The 24,882-nt window shown below is 31.2% G+C and carries 25 protein-coding genes and 1 pseudogene; 10 read left to right on the forward strand and 16 right to left on the reverse strand.

From position 1 onward, the window contains the following. From IUY40_RS13325 to IUY40_RS13340, 4 genes and pseudogenes are all read left to right on the forward strand, one after another. The coding region (locus tag IUY40_RS13325) for a YwqJ-related putative deaminase (protein ID WP_195737358.1) at nucleotides 1-672 on the forward strand (672 nt) is incomplete at its 5' end. A 1-nt stretch (nucleotide 673) separates the two neighbouring features. Next, nucleotides 674-1,237, forward strand: coding sequence for an SUKH-3 domain-containing protein (locus IUY40_RS13330; RefSeq protein ID WP_195737359.1), 564 nt, complete (start codon nucleotides 674-676; stop codon nucleotides 1,235-1,237). Between the two features lie 130 nt (nucleotides 1,238-1,367). Continuing rightward, nucleotides 1,368-1,601, forward strand: a pseudogene (locus tag IUY40_RS13335) (transcriptional regulator); the annotation flags it as partial. 671 nt (nucleotides 1,602-2,272) lie between these two features. Continuing rightward, complete coding sequence (locus IUY40_RS13340) at nucleotides 2,273-2,419, forward strand: hypothetical protein (protein WP_195737360.1); 147 nt, start codon at nucleotides 2,273-2,275, stop codon at nucleotides 2,417-2,419. 303 nt (nucleotides 2,420-2,722) lie between these two features. Here IUY40_RS13340 and IUY40_RS13345 read toward each other — a convergent pair whose 3' ends face one another. Both IUY40_RS13345 and IUY40_RS13350 read right to left on the reverse strand, forming a co-directional pair. Beyond that, nucleotides 2,723-4,261: a RagB/SusD family nutrient uptake outer membrane protein gene (locus tag IUY40_RS13345; RefSeq protein ID WP_195737361.1), complete on the reverse strand. Its 1,539-nt coding sequence runs from the start codon at nucleotides 4,259-4,261 to the stop codon at nucleotides 2,723-2,725. A 9-nt stretch (nucleotides 4,262-4,270) separates the two neighbouring features. Continuing rightward, the gene (locus tag IUY40_RS13350; RefSeq protein ID WP_195737362.1) at nucleotides 4,271-7,384 is read right to left on the reverse strand and encodes a TonB-dependent receptor; all 3,114 of its coding nucleotides are present in this window, start codon (nucleotides 7,382-7,384) and stop codon (nucleotides 4,271-4,273) included. A 340-nt stretch (nucleotides 7,385-7,724) separates the two neighbouring features. Between IUY40_RS13350 and IUY40_RS13355 the strand changes: the two genes are divergently transcribed. Continuing rightward, nucleotides 7,725-8,381, forward strand: coding sequence for a ribonuclease HII (locus IUY40_RS13355; RefSeq protein ID WP_195737363.1), 657 nt, complete (start codon nucleotides 7,725-7,727; stop codon nucleotides 8,379-8,381). 299 nt (nucleotides 8,382-8,680) lie between these two features. Here the strand turns inward: IUY40_RS13355 and IUY40_RS13360 are convergent, their stop codons facing one another. After that, the gene (locus IUY40_RS13360; protein ID WP_229335556.1) at nucleotides 8,681-8,824 is read right to left on the reverse strand and encodes a hypothetical protein; all 144 of its coding nucleotides are present in this window, start codon (nucleotides 8,822-8,824) and stop codon (nucleotides 8,681-8,683) included. A 258-nt stretch (nucleotides 8,825-9,082) separates the two neighbouring features. Here IUY40_RS13360 and IUY40_RS13365 point away from each other — a divergent pair, with 258 nt between their 5' ends. Further along, the gene (locus tag IUY40_RS13365) at nucleotides 9,083-9,376 is read left to right on the forward strand and encodes a DUF3861 family protein (protein WP_195737364.1); all 294 of its coding nucleotides are present in this window, start codon (nucleotides 9,083-9,085) and stop codon (nucleotides 9,374-9,376) included. Nucleotides 9,377-9,642: 266 nt separating this feature from the next. Here IUY40_RS13365 and lipB read toward each other — a convergent pair whose 3' ends face one another. The 3 genes from lipB to IUY40_RS13380 all read right to left on the reverse strand — a co-directional run bounded on the left by lipB (nucleotide 9,643) and on the right by IUY40_RS13380 (nucleotide 11,913). Next, complete coding sequence (gene lipB / locus IUY40_RS13370; RefSeq protein ID WP_195737365.1) at nucleotides 9,643-10,341, reverse strand: lipoyl(octanoyl) transferase LipB; 699 nt, start codon at nucleotides 10,339-10,341, stop codon at nucleotides 9,643-9,645. A gap of 4 nt (nucleotides 10,342-10,345) precedes the next feature. Continuing rightward, nucleotides 10,346-11,098, reverse strand: a complete 753-nt coding sequence (locus IUY40_RS13375; RefSeq protein WP_195737366.1) for a hypothetical protein — start codon at nucleotides 11,096-11,098, stop codon at nucleotides 10,346-10,348. Between the two features lie 89 nt (nucleotides 11,099-11,187). Then, complete coding sequence (locus IUY40_RS13380) at nucleotides 11,188-11,913, reverse strand: hypothetical protein (protein WP_195737367.1); 726 nt, start codon at nucleotides 11,911-11,913, stop codon at nucleotides 11,188-11,190. A gap of 568 nt (nucleotides 11,914-12,481) precedes the next feature. Between IUY40_RS13380 and lysS the strand changes: the two genes are divergently transcribed. Together lysS and IUY40_RS13390 are read left to right on the forward strand one after the other, a co-directional pair. Next, nucleotides 12,482-14,185, forward strand: coding sequence for a lysine--tRNA ligase (gene lysS, locus IUY40_RS13385; RefSeq protein ID WP_195737368.1), 1,704 nt, complete (start codon nucleotides 12,482-12,484; stop codon nucleotides 14,183-14,185). A 100-nt stretch (nucleotides 14,186-14,285) separates the two neighbouring features. Further along, complete coding sequence (locus tag IUY40_RS13390) at nucleotides 14,286-14,480, forward strand: hypothetical protein (RefSeq protein WP_195737369.1); 195 nt, start codon at nucleotides 14,286-14,288, stop codon at nucleotides 14,478-14,480. 98 nt (nucleotides 14,481-14,578) lie between these two features. Here IUY40_RS13390 and IUY40_RS13395 read toward each other — a convergent pair whose 3' ends face one another. From IUY40_RS13395 to IUY40_RS13420, 6 genes are all read right to left on the reverse strand, one after another. Next, on the reverse strand, nucleotides 14,579-15,181 hold the full coding sequence (locus tag IUY40_RS13395) for a hypothetical protein (RefSeq protein WP_195737370.1): 603 nt from the start codon (nucleotides 15,179-15,181) through the stop codon (nucleotides 14,579-14,581). Between the two features lie 69 nt (nucleotides 15,182-15,250). Next, complete coding sequence (locus tag IUY40_RS13400; RefSeq protein ID WP_229335558.1) at nucleotides 15,251-16,276, reverse strand: 2-hydroxyacid dehydrogenase; 1,026 nt, start codon at nucleotides 16,274-16,276, stop codon at nucleotides 15,251-15,253. 112 nt (nucleotides 16,277-16,388) lie between these two features. Next, nucleotides 16,389-17,321, reverse strand: a complete 933-nt coding sequence (locus IUY40_RS13405) for a glycerophosphodiester phosphodiesterase family protein (protein WP_195737371.1) — start codon at nucleotides 17,319-17,321, stop codon at nucleotides 16,389-16,391. Between the two features lie 71 nt (nucleotides 17,322-17,392). Further along, nucleotides 17,393-17,809 carry a hypothetical protein gene (locus IUY40_RS13410; RefSeq protein ID WP_195737372.1) on the reverse strand — a complete coding sequence of 139 codons (417 nt, stop codon included), beginning with the start codon at nucleotides 17,807-17,809 and terminating at the stop codon, nucleotides 17,393-17,395. Between the two features lie 10 nt (nucleotides 17,810-17,819). After that, nucleotides 17,820-18,740, reverse strand: a complete 921-nt coding sequence (locus IUY40_RS13415; protein WP_195737373.1) for a DUF4274 domain-containing protein — start codon at nucleotides 18,738-18,740, stop codon at nucleotides 17,820-17,822. A 153-nt stretch (nucleotides 18,741-18,893) separates the two neighbouring features. Continuing rightward, on the reverse strand, nucleotides 18,894-19,286 hold the full coding sequence (locus tag IUY40_RS13420; protein ID WP_195737374.1) for a hypothetical protein: 393 nt from the start codon (nucleotides 19,284-19,286) through the stop codon (nucleotides 18,894-18,896). Between the two features lie 958 nt (nucleotides 19,287-20,244). On the opposite strand from IUY40_RS13420, the gene IUY40_RS13425 reads away from it, so the two are divergent. After that, a complete protein-coding gene (locus IUY40_RS13425) occupies nucleotides 20,245-20,667 on the forward strand; it encodes a hypothetical protein (RefSeq protein ID WP_195737375.1) in 423 nt (140 codons plus the stop codon). Between the two features lie 102 nt (nucleotides 20,668-20,769). Here the strand turns inward: IUY40_RS13425 and hemL are convergent, their stop codons facing one another. From hemL to IUY40_RS13445, 4 genes are read right to left on the reverse strand one after another with little or no spacing between them, the layout of a single operon-like run. Continuing rightward, a complete protein-coding gene (gene hemL, locus IUY40_RS13430; protein WP_195737376.1) occupies nucleotides 20,770-22,056 on the reverse strand; it encodes a glutamate-1-semialdehyde 2,1-aminomutase in 1,287 nt (428 codons plus the stop codon). Nucleotides 22,057-22,094: 38 nt separating this feature from the next. Further along, a complete protein-coding gene (locus tag IUY40_RS13435) occupies nucleotides 22,095-22,970 on the reverse strand; it encodes a glucosaminidase domain-containing protein (protein WP_195737377.1) in 876 nt (291 codons plus the stop codon). Further along, a complete protein-coding gene (locus IUY40_RS13440; protein ID WP_195737378.1) occupies nucleotides 22,963-23,859 on the reverse strand; it encodes a pyridoxal-phosphate dependent enzyme in 897 nt (298 codons plus the stop codon). Before IUY40_RS13440 ends, IUY40_RS13435 begins: the two co-directional genes overlap by 8 nt. A 9-nt stretch (nucleotides 23,860-23,868) precedes the next feature. Then, complete coding sequence (locus IUY40_RS13445) at nucleotides 23,869-24,204, reverse strand: hypothetical protein (protein ID WP_195737379.1); 336 nt, start codon at nucleotides 24,202-24,204, stop codon at nucleotides 23,869-23,871. Between the two features lie 116 nt (nucleotides 24,205-24,320). Between IUY40_RS13445 and IUY40_RS13450 the strand changes: the two genes are divergently transcribed. Continuing rightward, complete coding sequence (locus tag IUY40_RS13450) at nucleotides 24,321-24,497, forward strand: DUF5522 domain-containing protein (protein WP_195737380.1); 177 nt, start codon at nucleotides 24,321-24,323, stop codon at nucleotides 24,495-24,497. Nucleotides 24,498-24,882 lie beyond the last annotated feature (385 nt).

A 24,882-nucleotide genomic window follows, 5' to 3' on the forward strand; every position in this document is an offset into this window, starting at 1 on the left:
ACCAAAAATGTAGAAGATCTCAACCTTGTTTCCAAAAATATTGATGAAATTAATAAGGCTGGAGGGTATTTGAAGTGGAAAAGTTTAAGGAATACTCAAGAAACAGGAATAAAATTACTTGGCGAATCAAAAATCAGAGATATTCCAGGGTTATCGGCTACAGAAAATTCAATTGTATATACTGAAGGAAATAAGATAATTGATGAAGTAGCAAAAATGTCAAATAGTAGTAAACCAGGAGCAGGTAGTGTTTTATTAAAAGACTCTAAATTCACTTCTGCTGTGAGTAACAAAACAGGGTTAAAGGAAGGTGAATTACCTGAAAGTCTCCATCCATTAGTATACGACTGGTTTAAAAACCCTTCTCTAAACGCTGAAGAATTAATAAGACGAGGACAACATGGAAAATGTGCAGAACCTGAGGCTATTTCTAAATGGTTATATGAATACGAAAAAAGAACAAAAATAAAAATTAAGACAAAAGATGAGGCTAGAGATGTTTTAAAAGGCACAAAATCAATTGCATTTGAGACAACAAATAAAGGCGCAAAAAATAAAACTATTATTGCTGAAATTGGAGAGATAAAACCAGCTTGCTTAAGTTGTAATCCATTCTTAGATTACTTCGGAATAGAGGAAATAAAAGTAAATGTTAATATAAAAATCGAATAATATGAATAATAATTTAACAATTGTATTAAATGAAGCTGGATGGTATAAAAATAGGACTATAAAAACCCAAATAGAAAATACTATTTTATATAAAATATTTCCAAAAAAGGTTCAAGATTTTCTCTGTGAATTTGGTAATTTAATAATTCATGCTGAAGATAAACTTGAAACGATAAATACTGATACCTCCTATTTAAATGACACAAAATTATATAATTATTATTTAAACTCTTATCAATTGGATAAGAAAATTGATTTAACAAAAAATAATGATTTAGAATATTATTATTCAACATTAATTGGCTTTCAATTGTATCCCGTTGCTGACTTAATAGAACAAAGTATTCTTTTAATGGATGAAAATGGGAGTTTTTATGTTATTGATTCCTTACCCCAACTTATCTGGATTTCTGATGAAGCTTTTGATGCTCTTGCTAAAATAACATTTGGCACAAGAGATATTGCTATTTTTAATGAACATAATTTAGAATGGATGGCTCCAATAGAAAAAGAATTGAATCGCGCCCTTCCTATCAATCCAATTTTGAAAAAAAACCCTTGGTAAAAATAATCTAAAGTAACTACATATTATTAATCGTTTTATTGCAGCCTACCAAATATCTTTTAGCAATATCATACCGTTTTTAAATTTGTTTTTTACATTTAAGTCAATTTTTTGTTGATAATTGTTATCATTGATTGAAGTAGCAAAAGCACTTGTTGTAACCGTTGAAGCAATTAAGAATTTTTCGGAAGAAGCTGTTTTGAATATTATTAGGAATACTTTTCAAGATTACGGGACTATAATAACTGGAAATTATAATTGTACTATCAATCCTCTTGAAAAAGTTGTCGAACTTTATGAACGCTTGGTATTGGCTGAAAAAGAAAAAGTAGAGTATTTAGAAAAATTACTCAAAGAAAAATAAATTCTCTAAAACGTATTTATTCTAGTAAATCTATTTGTAATACTTAGCGTTATAAGCTAGAGCACAAAAATAAAAAAGCCTTCTAAAGTTTAATTTTAGAAGGCTTTTACATTTAGAAATTGAAAATATAACAATAGTTTAATTTATTTCTTCACCAGATTATTGGTAATTTTCAATAAATAAGTTCCTTCTGGTAAATCCCCGCTACCGCACGAATCCTTTCGTGTGGTACCCTGATTAAAACTAAACATTCTAATAATTTATAAACGCATAATACTTTAAAAATGAGTAGAAATTATAGATTTTATACCCTTGATCCCCAAAATAATGTCTAACTTTTTGGGGGCAGTTCAACTCTTACTTTACGCAATTTTTTCATCCTCTTATAAATTGTAAATCCGATAATTCTCTCCCTACTTTGCGCCCACAAACTCATAATAAGAATGGCTCAAAGCATTTTTTTAAATTTTAAAGAAAAACCTCAATAATTTAATCTCTTCTTAAAAAATAATAAGACTGTAGCGTATATCTGTGCTATTGCTTGTAATATAATAATAAGAGCATTTAAAGGATGCGCATTAAACTCTTCTTTTATAAATGATGGAAATGCATTTATACCAAAAATAATTATAACGATTAAAAGATATTTAATCCAAGAGATTCCAAATCTAATGAGTAATCCCAAAACTAAAATAATAAAAATAGCAATTACACTTGTTATTGTAGCTGATTTCAACATAAGTATATCAGGGGATAATAAAAAACTAATTAAACCAAGACCCGCAGAAATAAAAAATAAATTTGATGATTTAATGTAATTTAGATTTGAAGAAATTCTCATTGTAAATTTTATCAAGAAGTTATAGTATGTTAAGAAAGCAAGAGATAAAAGTAATAAAAAATACAACTAAAGTAAATTTAAAAAAGAGAATGAGTATTGAAAATTATAGTGCTCCACTCCTCCATGGATTCTCATGAAAAACGATACGGATAATCTCCTGACTTAACACCAACAATACTAACAAAAAAGCTACAACATTACTGCTGTAGCTTTTGCAATTTATTAAAATTAAAGTTCGTTTTGCCCCTTAAGAGATTCTATTATATCTGGACTAGCAAAACTACCAGTTTGGCTCTAATCCGGGGTTTTCTGTTAATTCAATTTGTGGTATTGGCCATACAAATCTATGGTCAGTATAAGGTATAGTAGCTACCGTTAACGCTCCTGTATAAGCAGTTCCTAAAATGTAATCCGTAGAGGGAGGAGTCGTATTTGCAACTTTTGCAGGAACTCCATCAATACGAACTAAATCATCTCCTTGTAATCTGTGAATGTCTGACCATCTACGCCCTTCAGCAAGAAACTCAATTCTTCTTTCTACAATTATTGCATTAACTAAAGATGCTTGAGAACTTAACGTAGTGGCAGTATAGGTTTGTGCTACAGGATTAGCAAGAGATCTATCTCTTACAAGGTTTAGTAATCTCAATGATTCTGTTAAATTTGGAGATGCCAGACGAGCTTCTGCTTCAGCCATATTTAATATCACCTCTGCATATCTAATAACAGGAGCAGCATCGGTTCTATTTGTAACGTCTGTATATTTATTAGTGTATTTTACACCCGCAGAAGTATAAATCATTTTACCTTCTTCTCTTCTTTTATCATCAGCTAGCCAACTTGGATTCCTCCAAATTATAGGACTAATTGCAATTATAGCTCTTTGTTTATACATACTTGCCAAAGCACCATTTACTGTTGGATTAGAAGTAGAAGAATGTTGAATTGAGAAAATCGACTCTGTGTTATTCAAATTATTAGTCAACACAAAAGGAGTACCAGGAGCTGTTGTTAATGAATAAGCACCATTTAATTTTACTCCTTCAGCAATTACATTAGCCCAGTCTCTCTTATGAAGATATACTCTCGTTTTAAAAGCAATTGCAGCCCCTTTAGATCCTTTTGCAATAGTTTTAGTCGTAATTAAATTTTCAGCATCTGTTAAATCAGTCAGAATTTTAGCATAGCATTCTGCCACAGTATTTCTTGGTTTTAACTTTTCCGAAGCAATTTCTGCAGCTGTGTTTATTCCAACTTCTCTGTATATTACACCTGCATGTGTAGCTCCTGGAGTAAAATTGTATGGTCTTGCAAAGAAATTCAATAACTCAAAATGAGTGATTGCTCTTAAAAATTTAGCTTGTCCGATATAATCATCGGCAACAGCTTGAGTAATTATATTTTTAGCAACAGCCTCTATTACACCTTCAATCATCAAATTACATCTGTTAATTAACCTATAACCATCAACCCAGTAGTATACGTTATTTGCAGTAGTTGCATCATAACTACCTTCATAAGTATATTGAAAGAAAGCAGATGTATTAACAACATCTTCTCCTCTGCAATCTCCTTGTTCTACAAAAGCAGCTCCCCAAACATAACCTCTACCACCATTTGGGCTGTTAGTATTATATTGCCCAATAGCTGCAGCATTATAAACACCATTCATAGATGATTCAATAAGTGATGGTGTTGAGAATGCCATACCCTCAGATATATTATTAATTGGATCTAAGTCTAATATTTTTTCTTCTGTACATGCGTTCATCCCGAATACAACTACAAAAAGTAAAATTGTTTTTATTATATTTTTCATACGTCTTTATTATAAACTTACATTTATTCCCATTGATATCACTTTAGAACGTGGTGTACCATTAATATCTACACCAGCTGTCTCCATTTCAGGATTAATCCCTTTATAATCAGAAATTAACCAAATGTTTTGCCCTTGCGCAAAAATCCTGAAACTGTTAACCCCAATTTTGTCTAATAACATTTTTGGCAATGAATAGCCTATACTAATATTATCAAGTGAAATAAAATCACCTTTTTCAACAAAACGAGAAGTTGCACTACCATTAAGATTTGTTGTGTTATTTGTACTAGCATATAGCCTTGGTGTCCATCCGTCTCCAGGATTATCAACACTTTGCCATCTACCTAAAATCTCTGTCCCATTATTATTAAAATTTTGGTTCATCAATTCTCTTCTTGTGGCATTGAATACTTTATTTCCGCCACTAAATCTGAACATGAGACCAAAATCAATATTTTTATATTTCATGTTAGAGCTAACTGATCCAAAATAAGTTGGAAGCGTATTACCTAAAATTACTTTGTCAGCAGTACCTAATGACGCAACAGTACTTGTTTCAGAAGGATTAGCAGGATTGTAAACAGAATAGGATGCTCCAGGTAAATTTCCTTGTACTAGACTTCCATCTGCTTTGTAATAAACTGGATTACCATTTGCTTTGTTAACACCATAATATTTAAACCCATAAAGAGAATTAATAGATTCCCCTTTTCTAATAATAATATTTGGAGCAATATTTGTATCTGCTGTATAGGATCCTCCAATAATATCACCACTAGGCAAAGAGGTTACTTCGTTTTTAGAAAGTGTCACGTTAGTTGCAATATCCCATAAAAAATTCTTTGTGTTTATAGCTTTAAAGGCTAAAGCAAACTCATACCCTTCATTAAACATTTTACCTACATTACTATTTATAATACTTCCAGGAATACCTAAAGATGAATTAACTGGCGCTTCTAAAACTAAGCCATCAATGTCATTTTTGTAATAATCAAAAGCGAAAGTTAATCGATTATTAAGGAATCCAAGATCAACCCCTATATCAGTTTTTGTACTTGTTTCCCATTGTAACAAACTATTACCAAATTGAGAATATCCAATACCATTTAAATCTCCGTAAGGGGAACTAATAGTTAATCCTTTTGAAGGATAAGAAATTCCACGTAACACATCTACGTTACCAACTTCAGAATAAGATACTCTTAATTTTAAATCGGAAACTGTATTACTTATTCTTTCCATGAAATTTTCCTTAGACACTGCCCAACCTGCTGAAATTCCAGGAAAATTATTCCATCTAACATTAGATTCAAATTGTGAGATTCCATCACGTCTGATAGATGCTTGAATAAAGTATTTTTCTTTAAAATTATAATTCAAACGTCCTAAATAAGAAATAATACCTTTTTCTGTAATACCTCCTCCTGAATTTTTAGTAGTATATGAATTCGTTACTAAGTTTTTATCATAAAAATCACTCAATAAATCAGATCCTGAGCCCCAAAATGTTTTTGTTTGTGATTTTTGATATTCTGCTACAGCAGTAATTCCTAGGTTATGATTTTCAGCAAAAGTCTTCTTATAGTTTAAAATATTTTGCCAATTCCACCTTGTTAAATCTGTAACATCATTATATAAATAACCATTTCTACTTGCTCCATCACCATGAACTGGATTCCAGTATTGAAAACCATTAGTAATAGCATTATCAGAACTTACTTGTAATTTATAGCTTAAATCAGAAGTAATTTTTGCATTTGCATAAATACTAGCCAAAGTTCTTTGTGTTTTTGATTTATACACATTGTTATTAAGTGCGTAAACTATATTTGAAATATTATCACCAACAATATCATTATTATCCCATTTACCAACGGTATTTCTTTCTAATGGTAGTGTTAAATTATAACCAGTTGGATTATTTGCATCATAAATGGGAGTATTAGGTAATTGTCTAATCACATTAAATATATTACCCGAAAGTCCACTACTACTAGTATTTAAACCATTATATTCCGTTCTAGTCATACTTAGATTAGTACCAATATCTAACCATTTATTTATCTGTTGATCAATATTAGTTCTAATAGAATATCTATTCATACTATTTGCTAAGTTGATACCTTCTTGATCCGTATAACCTAAAGAAAGATAATACTTAGTTTTATCAGAGCCTCCACTAAAACTGAGATTGTATGTCATCTGAGGAGCATTTCTCAATACCGCACTTTGCCAATCTGTATTATAAGTACTCCCTACAGCCCATGGTGTTTGATTTCTGTTAGCTCTTTTCTCATTAGAAATTGTAATAAAATCAGGAGTTTCTAATAAATCATATTTTTTATATGCACTAGCAACACCAAAAACACTTGAATAATTTACTTTAAGAGCTCCTTTTTTACCACTTTTAGTAGTTATCAAGATTACGCCATTAGCAGCTCTAGATCCATAGATAGCAGTTGAAGCTCCATCTTTAAGAACATCGAAAGATTCAATATCATCAGGATTAATATCTGCTAATCCATTTGTAGCTGAAACACCACCAATATCACCAGAGTAAATTGGAACACCATCAACAACAATTAAAGGCTCTGTCAAACCAGAAATAGATGCTATACCTCTGATTCTAATTTTTGGAGCGCCTCCAATAATTCCAGAATTAGTTAAAACTTGGACCCCTGTTGCTCTTCCTGCTAATACTCCTTCAAAACTTGGTGTTACCAAGTTTGCAATATCACCTCCTGCAATTCTAGATATTGACCCTGTTACTTCTTTTCTTTTTTGAACACCATAACCCACAACTACGACCTCATCAAGTGTATTGTCAGAGGATTGCATCTTCATATTAATTACTGAAGAAGCACCAACTGTGGCCGTCATATCCTGCATTCCCATATAAGAAAACACAAGAACATCTCCTGTTTTTGCCTTAACAGAATATTTACCGTCAAAATCCGTCTGCACACCTGTTTTTGTTCCTTTAACAATAACGTTTACACCTGGAATTGGACCCGATATTGCTTCTGAAACAATTCCAGAAATAATTTTCTCTTGTGCAAAAGAGAACTGCATGGTTAACGCTACAAATAATGTTAAAGCCCATGTGAATTTTACCTTCATATTAAATTATTTTTGGTTAATAATTCATCAAAAATGATAAATTATTCCTACAATAGCAATTTTTTTAAATAAAAATAAAATATTTTTCTTACTTTATATTGTTAACAAAAAGAAAATAAACTAAAAAAGGTAAGATTAAATGGCGTTATCATCAATTATAGTCAAAAATTTACAAATAATAATTCAATATTTTTAACAAGAAACAAAATGTTAAATTTTAACATTTTATAATTAAAAGATTTAACAGTCTTAATTTGAAAGCAACTTATCGCATATCAATTATTATTTTTAAGAGCCTATTTCAAGAAAAATTTATAATATTTGCGATTAAAAACAAAGGATGCTTCAACTCAATTTTTCAGGATATAATTTAGAATCGGGAACCGACGAAGCTGGTCGTGGCTGTCTAGCTGGACCAGTAACTGCTGCTGCTGTAATTTTGCCCCTTCATTTTGAGAATAAAACGCTAAATGACAGTAAGCAATTATCTGAAAAAGCGAGAGAAAATCTTAAGCATATAATCGAAGATCAGGCCATTTCATTTGCCATCACCCATTTGCATCCCAATGAAATAGATGAAATTAATATCCTAAATGCCTCCATGAAAGGAATGCAGGAATGCATCCTGAAATTAAATCAAATTCCTGAATTTATTATTGTAGATGGTAACAGAATGCTAAATGCAAAACTGGGATTAAAAAACACTACTGGAAAACAATTCTCACAAGAAGAAATCGAATTATTAAAATCTATTCCGAACCAGAGTATTATAAAAGGCGATGCTAAATTTTTAAGTATTGCAGCTGCATCTGTTCTTGCCAAAACCTATCGCGACGAATATATGAACAAGATTCATGAAGAATTTCCGATGTACAATTGGAAAAAAAACAAAGGGTATCCAACCAAGGAGCATCGCGAAGCAATTAAGAAATATGGCCCTACTAAGTACCACCGAATGTCTTTTAGGCTATTACCTGATCAATTGGAATTGTTTTAAATTAATTCCTTGATAAATCAGACCTCACTTTTATTTTTCGCCTATAATATATAAATCCGGCATAGCCTGATTTATAAAACACTATTAATAAGCAAATTATACCCCTTTGTAGCATCACTTTGATTCAAGTTCCATCTGAATATTACAACGCTCATAAGACGTTGGCCGACCAACAACTTTATTAAACCCAAACTTATGATAGAGATTAATTGCTGGTTTTAAAATAGTATTGCTTTCCAGATAAATTTTGCTATCTCTTTGGCAATTTTAGATATAGTAATTTCCTTTTCTTCAGAGAGCTAATAAAATACAGGAAACCATTTTGGAATAAAATCGATCCCATGAAGCTCATAAATCTTAGCTCCATCATCAGTAATCATTGTAGTCATCAAACGCAATCGGTTTCCTAAAGCCATCTTACCTACTTTATTAAAAAACTCCATATTATAATTATACAACTAGTTATGCAAGTGTAATAGAAACGAAACTGATACCAAATAGTTTAATTACTGCAATCTTAGAAATAACAAGGTTTTAAAACTAAATAATTTGTATTTTCGTTCTACAGAAAAACATATCAATATATACATCGGAAAACAATTGAATGCTTAAATCTATTTAATTATCCTTCAGTAAAACCTAGCTAAAGTCTACTTTTACAAATAGAACTTAAATGCTGTAACTTTCAAAAAACTAAAATTATGACAAAACGAGCTAATAAATACAAACTTACTTTGGAACAGGTTTCTTTAATGAAAGAAGAAGCTGTTTTCTCTCAACCTTTATCATTAGAATTTGAAAATCATGATGAGATTTTTAAAATTATCGATATAATCAAAGAAAAAAAACTTTTTGAAAATGAAAATCAATCTACAGAATTTGCCATTGGATTAAAACTGTTTAGCGAAGTAATGCTCAAAAATAGAAAGCATCCACTTTTTGAGGAATTTTTCCCAGAATTTGGAGCATTCATGAAAAAACTAAAAAGCCAATAATTACATAATAAACGGAATCTATTGGGTACAATTACTTTTAATAGGTATAACTAGCTTTTTTACAGAATTTAAAAAAAATTTACAATCCTAGAATTATCCCTTAATAAGTCGAATCCCAAAGCCGAAAATGTAATTCTGTTTTTTTTGTTTAAAGTTTCAGATTAAAAAACTTTGCGTTCACTTGCGTAAGAAGGCTAAAAATCTGCCAAATCTGCGTGCAGGAAAATAACCTGCGTAGACGATCTAATAATGTCCAAAGTGTTAATCTAAATAAATTCTGCCTCAAACAAAGCCGTGAAATGTTTTAAAATTTTAGCTTTTACTTCGGCTTCATCAACTTTATCTACACCAAGTTCTACCTGAAGTGAAGTAACTGCTTTACCACGAATTCCACACGGAATAATATTATCAAAATAACCTAAATCAGCATTTACATTCAAAGCAAAACCATGCATGGTTACCCAGCGTGAAGCGCGTACTCCCAATGCACAAATTTTTCGAGCAAACGGAGTTCCTACTCCCAGCCAAACTCCTGTTTCGCCTTCGCTTCGACCACATTCTAAACCGTATTCCTGAAGAGTCAGAATAATAGATTCCTCCAGTAATCGCAAGTATTTATGAATATCGGTAAAGAAATTTTCTAAATCCAGAATAGGATATCCTACTATTTGCCCTGGACCATGATAGGTAATATCGCCACCACGGTTTATTTTATAAAAAGTTGCTCCTTTGGCTTCTAGTTGTTTTTCAGACAATAATAAATTACTTAAATCACCACTTTTCCCCAAAGTATATACATGTGGATGTTCTACAAAAAGAAAATAATTAGGAGTTGGCAAATCAAGTTCTTCTCTCCTATTCTTAATTTTTAAATCTACAATAGCCGCAAATAATTCCTCTTGATATTCCCAAGTTGATTTATAATCTTTTTGACCTAAATCTTGAAGTTGAATTTTTTTATTCATTGTATTATTTTTCAAACTCTACCTCAAGTCCCAATTTAGTTGGGTTTTCCATATAATCTATAAATGGGTATTGAATGGTTATTGTTTTTCGGTCTTCGCTAAACAAAGCATTTGCATTAGATACTTTCTTTACTTTTTTAGGGAAACGGTATTTTATAACATAACTAGAAGATGCGAAAATCATTCTATACATTCCTAACGAATCTGCCACGGCCTTAATAGTTTCTTTGGAATTTAAAACAACCTTTTTGTTGAATTTTTTTCCATCGTAATTAAAACTAACTATACTATTATTACTAAAACTCCCATCGAAAGGCAGTTTGCCTTCTGATGATTTATTTTTTTCAATATTTTGAATTGCACTTAAGCTTTTCACCATATCCTGTAGTTCGTTTACATTTTTAAAATCGGTTTTTAAATTTAATAAAAACTGATTTTGTTCTGTATTCATCTTCATATGAACCATGAAATTCTCAAGTTTTTTTAGTTCTTTTTGCTCTTCTAGAGAAAGTTTCGCAATACTGTCTTTTTTGTTTTTAAACATTTCTTTGAACGAAAAAGTAGAATCGATGTTTTGTTTTGACTCATTCATTTCATTTCCCAATTGTTCTCCAGCCATAGCCATAAGTGCCGACCCATCCATCTCAAGCGAGAATTTACCTGTTCCATCAGCCGCAACATCAATGTTTTCTGTAAAAGTACAACTCGTTAAAGTTACCAATAAAAAGAAAAAACTAATAAATTTTAATAGTCTCATATCTAGATTATATTTTTCTTCAAAGATACGAAGTCTATTTAAAAATAGAAACAGAAAGATGCTAAGTTCTAAAGATACATATTACTGTTTTATTCTAAAACTACTTCTAAATTAGTACTCACTGGGTCTTCCAAACATTCTAAAAGTTGAAACGTAAGCGTTAATGATTTTTTATCTGAACTAAGTATTGCAGTAGCATTCGAAACCGATTTTATCCTACGAGGGAAATTATATTTAAGTACATAAGTCTGCGTTAAATCTTTGGAGTTGATTTTAGATTTAAAAATTTTTATTTGATTTTTATTTTTCTGAATTTCAGCCTCATTGATAACATTTAAAGTCCGTTTAAAAACCGTTCCATCAAAACTATACTGTGCGTCAAAAAAATGTTTTTCGGCAGTAAGTGCGTAATTGTTTTGAAGATCAGATGCATAATCTTCTGTATTGTATAAATTAGGCACTATCTCTATTTTAGTAAAAGGAAATACAATTGTAGTCTTAAACTCCTTATCGAAAGAACTCTTTTTTACATGTACTTTTACATTTGCATATTTTTGAAATAATTGCTGTTCTGATTGCGTATATTTTAAAAAAGTCTCGTTATATTTTGTAATGTAATCCTGAAAAACATAAGTTGTATCTTTAAATTTTTCTTCTTTAGAGTACTTTTCTCCCGACAAAAGCATATAGCTATGCTCATCTCGAAGCTGAACTACTTCAATAGTTCCGCTTCCATCTGTATTGATCGTTATTGTTTCTGTTACCTGGCAGCTTGTGAGGAACAATAGAATTAGGAAAGTCTTTATTTTGTTCATTCTCTTTTTTATGGGTTGGTCATCCTAAATTATCGACACTATTTTCATCACGAAGAGAATAAATTTCGACCTTACCACTTCCGTCTGAATTTATAGTTATAGTTTCTGTTACGCTACAGCTTACAAGAAGCTTTGTCATTATTAATGTTGAAATGTACTTCATTTTGTATTAAAGTAATTTATTTGAGTGACTAAGATAATGTGTTTTCAAGTTGATTCTTATATTTTTTTTGTTTGCTTTTGTCTTTTGTGAGCAACTAGTTCTTCTTATTTCTAATTTTCTGTTTCTATTCTCTTCTAATTTTGATTTATCTCGCATAATTACTTCGTTCCTCGCAAATACAAAAATGCCCAACCAAAAATATCTTTTGAAAACTTAAAATTTCTAATCTAGCCCCGATAGAAATGAAAATCCTTTTGTGCCGGTGTTCGGCATAAAAGATTGAAATGAATAGCGGGACAAAAGGTCTTTGAAATGCAATAAATTACTGCTTCAAAAAATCTAAAACCTGCATTCTGAAATCTACATTCTTTTCTTTATCTTTGCACACTTAAAAAACAGTATATAATGGCATTATCTGAACAAGAAATCATCCGAAGAGAGAAACTTCAAAACTTACGCAACTTAGGAATCAATCCTTATCCTGCTAATCTTTTTCCTGTAAATCATACTTCGAAACAAATTAAGGAGTCTTTTGAAGAAGGTAAGAAGGTTATTGTTGCTGGACGTTTGATGAGTGTGAGAGATCAGGGAAAAGCCTGTTTTGCTGAATTACAAGATAGCGAAGGACGTATTCAATTATACGTTAATCGCGATGTTTTGTGTGAAGGTGATGATAAAACATTATACAATCAGGTATTTAAAAAATTAACTGACTTAGGCGATTTCATTGGTATTGAAGGTGAATTGTTTACGACTAAAGTTGGTGCGCAATGTATTCGCGTAGATGGGTTTACTTTTTTAAGTAAAACATTACGTCCACTTCCTTTACCAAAAGTAGACGAAGACGGAAATGTACATGATGCTTTTAATGACCCTGAATTGCGTTACAGAATGCGTTATGTAGATTTAACCGTGAATCCGCAAGTTAAAGAAAACTTTATCAAACGTACGAAGTTGTATACTGCCATGCGTGGCTATTTTAACGATATGGGATATCTTGAAGTTGAAACTCCGATTTTACAATCAATTCCAGGTGGAGCTTCGGCAAGACCATTTATCACACATCATAATTCGCTTGACATTCCGCTTTACATGCGTATTGCAAACGAATTGTATTTAAAAAGATTAATTGTTGGTGGTTTTGAAGGTGTATATGAGTTCTCTAAAAACTTTAGAAATGAAGGAATGGACAGAACGCATAACCCTGAATTTACCGCTATGGAAATATATGTAGCCTACAAAGACTACAACTGGATGATGGAATTTGCTGAAGGTTTACTTGAGCATTGTGCTATCGCAGTAAACGGTACTAGCGAAGTTACTTTTGGTGAACACCAAATTAACTTTAAAGCACCTTATGCTCGTGTTACAATGACCGATTCTATCAAACATTTTACAGGTTTTGACATTTCTGGTAAAACAGAAGAAGAGTTGTTTGATGCTGCAAGAGGAATGGGAATTGACGTTGATAAAACAATGGGGAAAGGAAAACTGATTGATGAAATTTTTGGAGCCAAATGCGAAGGAAATTACATTCAGCCAACTTTTATTACTGATTATCCTAAAGAGATGTCGCCTCTTTGTAAAGAGCACCGTGACAATCCAGAACTTACGGAGCGTTTTGAATTAATGGTTTGTGGTAAAGAAATAGCAAATGCTTATTCTGAATTGAATGACCCAATAGACCAACGTGAGCGTTTTGAAGACCAAATGCGTTTGTCTGAAAAAGGGGATGATGAAGCTAATGGTATTATCGACGAAGATTTCTTAAGAGCACTAGAATATGGTATGCCTCCAACATCTGGAATGGGAATTGGAATGGATCGTTTGATTATGTACTTAACTAATAATGCATCTATCCAAGAAGTATTATTGTTCCCACAAATGCGTCCTGAGAAAAAACAAATTGCTATTGAATTAACTGATGAGGAAAAATTAATCATCGACCTATTAAAAGTAAATGAAAACAAAATGGAATTAGCACACCTTAAAGTTACCACTGCTTTAAGCGGTAAAAAATGGGATGCTTCTATGAAAAACTTATCTAAACATGGTTTGACTAAAGTTGCCGTAGATGGTGAATTCAAATTTGTAGAATTAGTTGGGTAATTCCTTCTTTAATATAAAAATACAAACCCGACGGATTTTAAAATCTGTCGGGTTTTTTCATTAAATTTATATGCCTTTGATTAATCAAAATTATACTATTATGGGTACTTTAGAAATATTTGACAAGTTAAAAAACATCGAAAATGTGAGTCTACTTGAAAAAATAAGAAGCCTTCTAAAAAGTGTAGATTCTTCTGAAATATACCAATTAAAACAATGTGAAATAGATGTACTAAAAAAAAGTGAAGAAGACTTAAAATACGGCAGAGTTATATCCCAAGAAAATTTAGAATAGCTATCAAAACAAAAAAAACCTAATTACAATCATATTTCCGAGAATAAAAGACAAAAAAAGAGCTTCGTAATTGAAGCTCTTTTTTGTTATTTCACTTTTTAAAATGAAATTTTCTCATATTTTTTATTATCAATATCTAAAATTTCAGGAGATTCTGCAGGAACATCCCCTTTCCATTTTTCCTGAACTGAAGGATTAGAAGGGTACTTTCCGTTTTTCATTTTTACATTATACAAAATCCCTTTACTGCTTACTATAAGATCTCGAAATTTCTCTGAAGCACCTGAACCTACAAAAATAGGAAAATCAGTTACTGTAAATTTATTCAACAAGCTTCCATCGTTATTTAAAACAAAACCTGAACATCCTCCTGAACCACAAAAATAAGGATTAGAAAAGCCTACGATATACTCGTCTTTTCCATCATTATTTAAATCAAAGGCATCGTAGTAAAAAAAACGATCTTCTTTTGTCATTGCTGCCAAATCATTCTTCAATAATACTGTAGTTAATTGTTTACGAATCAAATCAACAACTTTAGCATCTATTGATTGTGAATTATTATTTACCATTACTGTGTCTCTTTTGGCTTCTCCTTCCACAGTCGTAGAGTCAATTTTTACTACATCGGCAGGAGTTTCTTTTTTCTGGCAAGAATGTAAACTAATTAATGCTAAGCCAATAAAGATTGTCTTTCTCATGATTTTATTATTTTTTTATAACCGTTAAATTTACAAAAATATATTTTACCACATACAAGTAAATCTACTCTACACCAATAGAGCCAATTTATTTTCAATATCTTTTTTTACTAGTAATTCTTTAATATTACAATAGGTTACAAGTGCAATTTGCGTTAGGGCTTCGTTTGTAAAAAAAGCCTGATGTGCTGTCACCAATACATTTGGAAAACTCATTAACCGCTGAATTGCATCATCTTTTATAATATCTTCAGAAAGGTCTCTAAAAAATAATTTTTCTTCCTGTTCGTATACATCAATACCCAAATAGCCTACTTTACCTTCTTTAAGTGCTTCGATAACACTTGCCGTTTCTATCAATCCGCCACGGCTTGTATTAATAATCATGACACTATTTTTCATTTGTGCCAATGAGTTCTTATTTATAATATGCTTTGTTTTTTCGTTTAACGGACAATGCAATGAAATAATATCACTTTCCTTAAAGACAGTATCTAAATCGGTAAATACAACGCCTTCTTTTTCCATTTCGGGATTTATAGTAATATCATAAGCAAGAATTTTACAACCAAAACCTTTTCCTGTTTTTGAGAAAGCTTTCCCAATATTTCCTGTTCCTATTATTCCTATTGTTTTGCCATTCAAATCAAATCCTAACAATCCATTCAAAGAAAAATTCTGCTCACGAACTCTGTTATACGCCTTATGGGTTTTACGATTAAGTGTAAGGATCATTGCCATGGCATGTTCTGCAACGGCTTCGGGAGAATAAGCCGGAACTCTACATACCTGAATTCCGTATCGCTTTGCAGCTTCTAGATTAACATTATTAAATCCTGCGCAACGTAAAGCAATAATTCGCACTCCCTTTTCTGACAATTGCTTAATTACCAATTCATCGACAATATCATTTACAAAAACACAGATAATATTTGAACTCTGAATTAAATTTACAGTATGTTTATTAAGTTGCGTTTCAAAAAATTCCAAATCAAATCCGAACTCACAATTATGCTTATTAAAAAAAGTTTTATCATATGGTTGAGCCGAGAAAAATGTTATTTTATTCATACCTGCTACTCTATCTAAATCCATATGTCTCCTTCTTTAAAATTAGAATTGTTTATTCATTAAAATTAAGCAATTAATCGTAAAGTATTTTTTTATAGGCAATAAAAAAGAGCTCCAATTGAAGCTCTTTTTTATATTATTTTATTTTCTTAATTACAATATGTTTGGATTTTAATTTTTTATCTTCTGCATATTTTAGCAGCTGTTTACCAGCTTCTACGTTACGATCTGATGATAACACATTGGCTCCATTAGCAACTAATTTATAATATAACTCGTCTCCTTTGGCAGCAGCACTTTTATCAAGATTCCCCATTGTTCCTAAAATACAAGAAATCTTTCGGCTATGTAAATATTCATATACTTCTGGTGCAGGTTCTTTAGTACCCACAAATGCGATCATTTTATCGGCTTTAACCCCTAATTTCTCCATACGCTCCACATCTTCTTTTCCTCTTGCCGAAACCGAAATCATTAAATCTGGCGCCAGCTTAGCGGCCTCAGCTGCTTGTGTTGCATTATAAGTAATAATTACTGAATAAGCCTCTGCTTTGTTTCTTCTTACTGCATCAATAATCAGTTGCATTGGAACCCCTTTTTTAATATCGAGGTTATAAATTACTTTGTCTTTACCCCATTGCAGGATTTGATCTAAAGTTTCAATTTTATATGGAGTCACATTTCCTTCTGTATCTTTTAAAAAAAGCTGTTGCAATTCTTGATACGTATATCCTTCAATTACACCAGTTCCAGTTGTTGTTCTGTCTAGCGTATTATCATGCATCATTACCAAAACTGAATCCTTGCTAAAAGCGATATCCGTTTCTACGATTGTTGGATTATACTTTATTGCATTAGCAAATGTTTGTGTACAATTTTCAGGAAAACCAACTGTTGGCCCACCTCGATGTGCACTTACCAATGGCATTGTTTTTTTAGAATAATTTAAAAACCGCTGCAATTCTTTGGATGTTTTGAACTTTAATAAATATTCATTTTCCTGAGAAAAACCAAAATTGAAAATGAACGAAACCAAAACTACAAACCATAAATTTTTATTCTGAAACATATTATATTTATTAAAATTGGACTGTAAACTTAAGCAATTCCAATTATGTAGGGCATTATTTAAAAGTGAAATTATTTTAAATATTCTTTTCCATGTACCATAATAACGCCTTCTTTTGGATATAAAAAAGAGACATCATAACCTAAGCTCATAAGCATTTTTAGACCATCAATAGACTCTATCTTGTTTTTTCCATTCCAGCCCATTTTCAAACCATATAAAATACATTCTCTAATATATTTAGGCCTATTCAAATTGACGAATTCTTCTTCTTTAGTAGATAATCTGATTAGCTTCACACCTGTTTTCAAAGGGTTTCCTGCATATAAATCTTCCCATGTGACAAAATTAATTTTCAATGGGCTTTGTTTATAACTATCTAAGAATATTGTTATTTCAAATGTTGCAATCTCCGTATTAAGTCCAAATCCATTCATGCATTTATAGCGATAGACATTATCCTCAACTGTAATTTTTCTTAATGCCATCAGTGCTTATTTATTCTCTAAATTTTAAATGATCGGTACTAAATAACAAACCAATTCCGCTGTAAGGATCTCTTCTTAAGTCATAAAAATTAGTTATTCCTTCCAAATCTTTATATAAATCGACAATTATTGAACTTGGCATAAATCCGTCTATTGTGTGTCTTATAATAGTATCAGCAAGACAAACCAGTTCTTTTGTAGCATTTGTTACACCTACATTATTTCCAGTTTCCCAATCCCAAATTATCCAATCCCAATTGTGTTGTTTAAGAACACAGTCCATCCATAAATAAGACAGGTTATTAATTTTTATCTTTTCTAATTCTTTCCCTTTCCAGTACTCAACACTTTCTATTATTGCTTGAATTGCAATATCAGTTTCACCATAAATAAAATCAGGATTTGAAACCTGAATAATTTTTGCAGCATCTTTTATTTTAGCATCAATCGATTTAGCTTCCTTTCCATTTGGCTTTCTCAAAAATGCAAACTCAATATCCTGTCGTTCAAAAACAGTTCCTGCTGATTTCTCAAGCATTTCTGTTGGAATACATTTTGTATTAGAATTTTCATCAAGAAATTCATCTTTAGGATTGAAAGAAAAGTTCTCATCCTCATAAAAACTAGAACAATACCTTTCCTCAATTTCTTTTATCAGCTTATAATGCAGCACATAATTTACATCTCCTTGTAGTTCATCTTCGTTTTTAAACCTGCAAAAATAATCCGGCTGTAACATCCAGTATAAACAAAGCGCAGTGCCCTTATCAAGATGTTTTTGTTTGATAATCCATTCAAAAGGTTCAATTCCGTCGTCATAATTCCAATGCTGAACAAACTGATGTAACTCAGAAGCAGTTAATTTTTGATACGACATTTCATTATTAACAGCTTTAAGAACCCTATTTTTACTTTTCTTATTAAACTCCATTCTTTATTTTTACTCCTATCGGTTTTAATTTATTCAATCGCTTCACAAATTTAAAAACCTATTCTCACAAACCATCAGGATAGTGTGTAATTTCCTTTAATTACTACACATAAAACTTCTATACCCGTAAATCTTTAAATTATTAAAAACCATTTATTTAGTATCGCCTTTATTAACGGACAAAACAGAAACATCATATCCCAGATTAGCTACTATTTCTAATCCATCAAGTGGTTCCAGCTTATTTTTTCCAGTCCATCCTTTTTGCAGACCATATAAAATACATTCTCTAACATATTTAGGTCTATTTAGGTTAACAACCTCCTTTTTACCAGTTAATGACTCAGAGAGTGGAAATCCAAAATTTAAAGGAAATCCAATTATTGGATCATCCCATGTTCGAAAATCAACTAATAATGGAGTTAACTTATAATCTTTCAAAAATATTTTTATTGTCAATATACCTTCCTGGGCTGGTAAATCAATCTTACCAGTCATTATATAGAGATAAATATTATCCTTGACTATTATTTTTCTTAATTTCATATCTACAAATAAAACCTTGTAAAATTAAGGCGTAAATCTTACAAAACAAACTTAATAAATCTCAAACATTATCAATCCTACTACAGCGTATAATTCAGCTTTATACGCCTGCGGTAAATAGCTTTCATAGCGTCATTAGATCAATTTTAGCCAATAGGAATCATTCCGTTTAAACCCACCAAAAATTCACCTTTCCCTACCTCTAGTCCAAGTGTCCCAAAAAGAATATCTCTCGAATAATTAAATTAGTTTCCGTATTGGCACTTTTTAAAACCGCATTACTACAAGTTTTTTCCTTACACTTCTAGAATTAACTCATTTGATCCAAATGAGTTATCAAATTTTAATCTGATCTTACCTGTTCAGGAAACTTCATCATCACTTTAACACACTGAGATAAAACAACTACTGCTTTATATAATATTTCTTTCATTTTTGAGTTTTATATTCTTTAGAGGTATCTAAAAACAATATGTGTATAGGCTTACCTAAAATGACACTAATCAATGAAATAGCAAAATACAAAAGTATTTTTAATTAAAATTTAAGAAATACTTCCAGATGGAAAAAAAACAAATCTGAATTATGATATAAACATTAAATCGACTTTATCCAGAAGAGTTTTTTTTATCAGATGAAGAAGGCTTTTCGGAATCGATAGCTTTAGCCAATTCTTTCATTAAATGATACTTCTCATTACACTGCATAATAGGCTGCGTTTTATTCTCTCAAAGTACCGTAGAAAAATGTAATCATAATTTACAATATATTCCATAACTGTGAATACTGGTTTTAGAAAAATAACTAGAATCAATATAGAGACCTTTTTTTACGATTCGATTTAAAGAAATAAAAATTGTCATATCGTCTGTTAAATAAATTATAATTAAAAAAAGTGCATTAAACCTATTTATTTTATAAATGTCTAACATCAATAACCTTTTAAAACAAACAAATCATGAAAAAATTATTTATCGCTGCTTTATTGTTCGTTGGAATGGTAAGCTTTGCTCAAGACGCTACTCAACCTGTTAAACAACAAAGAGAAAGGTTGACTCCTGAACAACGAAATGAGAAAAAATTAAAAAAACTGACTACTGAATTAAACTTAGATGCCAACCAGCAAACTCAGGTTGGAAAGTTACTAGCTGACAGAAGTGCCAATGCACAAAAACATATGGAAATGCGTAAAGCTAGAAAAGACAGTAGTGTAAAACCAACTGCCGAAGAAAAAGCAACTCTTAAAAAAGAAATAATGGACGAAAAAGCTGTAACTGAAACTCAAATGAAATCAATCTTAAATGCTGAGCAATACAAAAAATGGACTGTAATGAAAGATGAAAACAAAGAGAAGATGAAAGAAAGAAAAAACAAACTATAATCCAGAATCCACAAAAAAACTTCCAGCTCAAACTGGAAGTTTTTTTTTTACCATTAAGAGATTAAGTTTCTATTCTTAATTCTGTATTATATATCTATAAGGTTAAAAAGTTTTAGAAACTTTGTCAATTGCTTGAATAGTAAAATCTAAATCTTCGTATGTCAATGCATCCGTAATAAACCATGTTTCATATGCCGAAGGGGCAATATAAACTCCTTCATTCAATAATCCGTGGAAGAATTTCTTGAATGTTTCGTTATCTCCATTAGCTGCACTTTTAAAATCAGTAACTGGAGCAGCATCAAAATGTACTGAAATCATAGAACCTACTCTATTAATTGTAAAAACTACATTATTAGCTTTAAGAACTCTTGAAATTCCCGCTTCTAGGTAAGCCGTTTTCTCCTCTAAACGAGTAAAAATAGCGCGATCATTATCTAAAGCTTGTAACATTGCTAATCCTGCTGCCATTGCCAACGGATTACCTGATAATGTTCCTGCTTGATAAACTGGTCCTATTGGAGCTAAATAATTCATGATTTCTGCACGAGCAGCAAATGCTCCTACTGGCAAACCACCACCTATTACTTTTCCAAAAGTTACAATATCAGCTTTGATGTTAAACAACTCCTGAACTCCTCCACGTGCAAGTCTAAAACCAGTCATAACCTCATCAAAGATCAACAATATTCCGTTTTCTGTACACACTTGACGCAAGCCTTCTAAGAATCCCTTATTTGGCGGAATACAACCCATATTTCCTGCTACAGGTTCAATGATAATAGCTGCAATTTCATTTTTGTTAGCATTAATTAATGTTGCTACATTTTCTAGATCATTGTATTTTGCCAGCAAAGTATCTTTTGCGGTTCCTTCTGTAACTCCAGGACTATTTGGACTTCCAAAAGTGACAGCTCCACTTCCCGCTTGAATCAAGAATGAATCAGAATGTCCGTGGTAACACCCTGCAAATTTTATAATTTTATCTCTCTTAGTATATCCTCTTGCCAAACGTATTGCGCTCATACAAGCCTCAGTTCCTGAATTTACAAAACGAATTTTATCAATATTTGGAACCATCGAAACTGCCAAAGCTGCGATTTGTGTTTCTAATTCTGTAGGCATTCCAAAAGATGTTCCTAATTTGGCTTTTTCAATTACAGCTTCAACAACTGGAGCATAAGCATGCCCCAAAACCATTGGTCCCCATGAATTGATATAATCTATCAATTTGTTTCCGTCTTCATCATATAAATAAGCTCCTTTGGCACTTTTTACAAAAATTGGAGTTCCTCCTACTGCTTTAAATGCTCTTACAGGCGAATTTACACCACCCGGAATTACTTTTTCTGCTTCAGCAAAAAGCTGACTGCTTCTTTGATACATCATCTTAATTTTATCTTTTGACTTTTATCTTTATTGGAATTTTATTTTACAATTAACCGCTGTCCGATAGAAAGCGTGTTATCGACAAGATTGTTTTTTTGCTTTAAATCTTCAACCAATACGTTGAATTTTTTTGAAATAGAATATAACGTATCTCCTTTCTGAACTTCGTATGAAGAAAGAGTACTCACATTATTATTTGAAGTATTAGGCTTTGTAGCAGCAGTTATTGTAGTTTTCTCTGTTACTACATATTCTTTCCCCATAGCCAAGTTATCATATTGATGCAATTCGTAACGTTCAATATAGCTAATTAATTTCTCTGGATATTTAGGATCAGTAGCATATCCTGCAGCTCTTAACCCTTTTGCCCAAGCTTTATAATCTCCTTTTTCATAAGTAAATAATGCTGCATATCGTTTTTTCCCTGTTAGAAATAAAGCATGGTCACGAAACGATTCAGATGGATCTTTATATTTTCTAAAACATTCTTGCAACGAATCATCATCATGACGAACACTCTCGCCAACCCAATCATTATGACATTTTATTCCGAAATGATTATTCGATAAAAGCGCCAAATCACCTCTTCCTGCACCAGATTCTAAGATTCCTTGTGCCAAAATAATACTTGCAGGAATTCCGTAGTTTTTCATATTACCCATTGCAATATCCTTATACTGAAAAACATAATCACTAATTAAGTTATTAGTAACAACAGTTTTAGACGTTGACTCAATAACCTCAGTTCTATTATTCGTTGATGGTTTGGTATAAGCGGGCTTTTTCTTGGTCTGTATTGCTACTCTTTGCTTTTGAGTAGTAGCTTTCTTTTTGGTCGTTACTATAACAGGTTTGCTTGCATTACAACCTATCAAAGTTATCGTTAGTAATAGTAAGAGTGTCTTTTTAAACATTGTTTTTAATTATTGGTAAATTTTTATTCATCAGCTTCATATTCATTCCTTTTATTCCTTGTAATCCTCCGGTATGAATCAACAAAATGTTAGAGTTCTCAGGGAAATGATTTTTCTTAATTAAATCTATAACGCCAAAAACCATCTTTCCTGTATAAATTGGGTCCAAAGGAATTTTATTTTCATCAAAAAACTGATTAATAAAGGCAATTAGCTCAGAATTTACTTTGCCATAACCCCCAAAATGGTAATCAGTGATGAGTTCCCAATTTTGATTCTTTGCAAAAATACGAATTTCATCTTTTAAAAAATCCCCTTTTAACGCTGGAAACCCTAAAACTTTTTGATTTGGTAATGCACTATTACTAATTCCCGAAATAGTTCCACCAGTTCCCACAGCACAGCATACATAATTAAACTCCGCATCTTCGGGGGTTAAAATCTCCTCGCAACCTCGAACTGCTAGCTCATTTGTTCCGCCTTCGGGTATAAGATAAAATGTTCCAAATTGCTGCTTTAGATTATCCAGAAAATCTATTTCGCTTTTAAGTCGATAATCTTCTCTGGTAACAAATTCTAATTGCATTCCGTTTTCCTGAGCAAATTTTAAAGTCGGATTTCCTTCTATCTTATCAATAAGTTCCTCTCCACGAATAATTCCGATAGTTTTAAATCCGCTTTCTTTTCCTGCATAAGCTACAGCTGCAATATGATTAGAAAATGCTCCACCAAAAGTGAGTAACGTTTCTTGATTTTCGGCCCTAGCCTGAAGTAAATTATACTTTAATTTCCGATACTTATTCCCCGAAATAAAAGGATGAATTAAATCTTCTCTTTTAATTGTAAGTGAAATATTATTTGGAAAAAGGGTATGTATATTTTGATTCAAAATCTAATTTTATTTATAATTTAAATACTGTACAAACCGAAAAAAAGACCTACTCCTTAAATAATTTATATTCGCTTCATTTCGATAAGCTTCTCTTTCAAAACTAATATTACGATAGGCCAAATTAGCATTTTTATATTGAAATAAACGCACCATATATTCAATTAGATACCAAATAAAAAAAGGCAGTACCAATAATTCTATTTGTTGGCGTAGATGTATTTTTTCATGATTAATAAAAACCTCATTTTCTTTATCCGAAGGATATTTCATCAACACAAATGGAAACACAGCCATTCCGCGATATCCTTTCGGAATTAAATATTTAGCAATAATCAAAAACATTCGCTGTAAAAATTATAAATTTGTACTAGTAAATTACTTCTACACAAAGAAAAACATAATCAATCGAATTTACTTAAAATTAAAGATAAAAATAGCTTTTTGCCAAATTCAGGATTATGAATGAACAAAATAAGGGAAATAAATTAATCGAAGGCGAAGATTTTTATTATACACCCGAAGGATATAAATGTTTTACCGAAAAACACCATCTAAAAAGAGGCTATTGCTGCAAAAGTGGCTGTCGCCACTGTCCTTATGGATATGATAAGAAAACTGGCGAGCTTAAAAAATAAAATTATTTTAAAAATATACCGATATAAAACATCAGATAATGCTGTTATTAAATTATTAAAATCATAAGAAATCTAAAATTATTTTGAAACAAGTTTTTAAATCTTTAAATTTCGGAATCTTTAAAATAAGATAATTAGGAAATACCTTAATTAAAATATAGGATAATTCTTTTAATTTATTTTTTTCAATATTTAAACCTTTAAATAAAAAAGTATGGATATCTGTTCACAAAAATATAGGATTACCATCCACAAATCCTATCACAGGTCGGATATTCGGTATCCCTAGTTATTAATTAGAAAATATAACAATTTGAAAAATGATCCCTCGATTTTAGATTATTCGACTGTTCGAAAAATCCAATAATCTGGAAATCTAAAAATC

It is taken from the genome of Flavobacterium sp. ALJ2 (assembly GCF_015594725.1).
In the GTDB taxonomy this organism is placed as follows: domain Bacteria; phylum Bacteroidota; class Bacteroidia; order Flavobacteriales; family Flavobacteriaceae; genus Flavobacterium.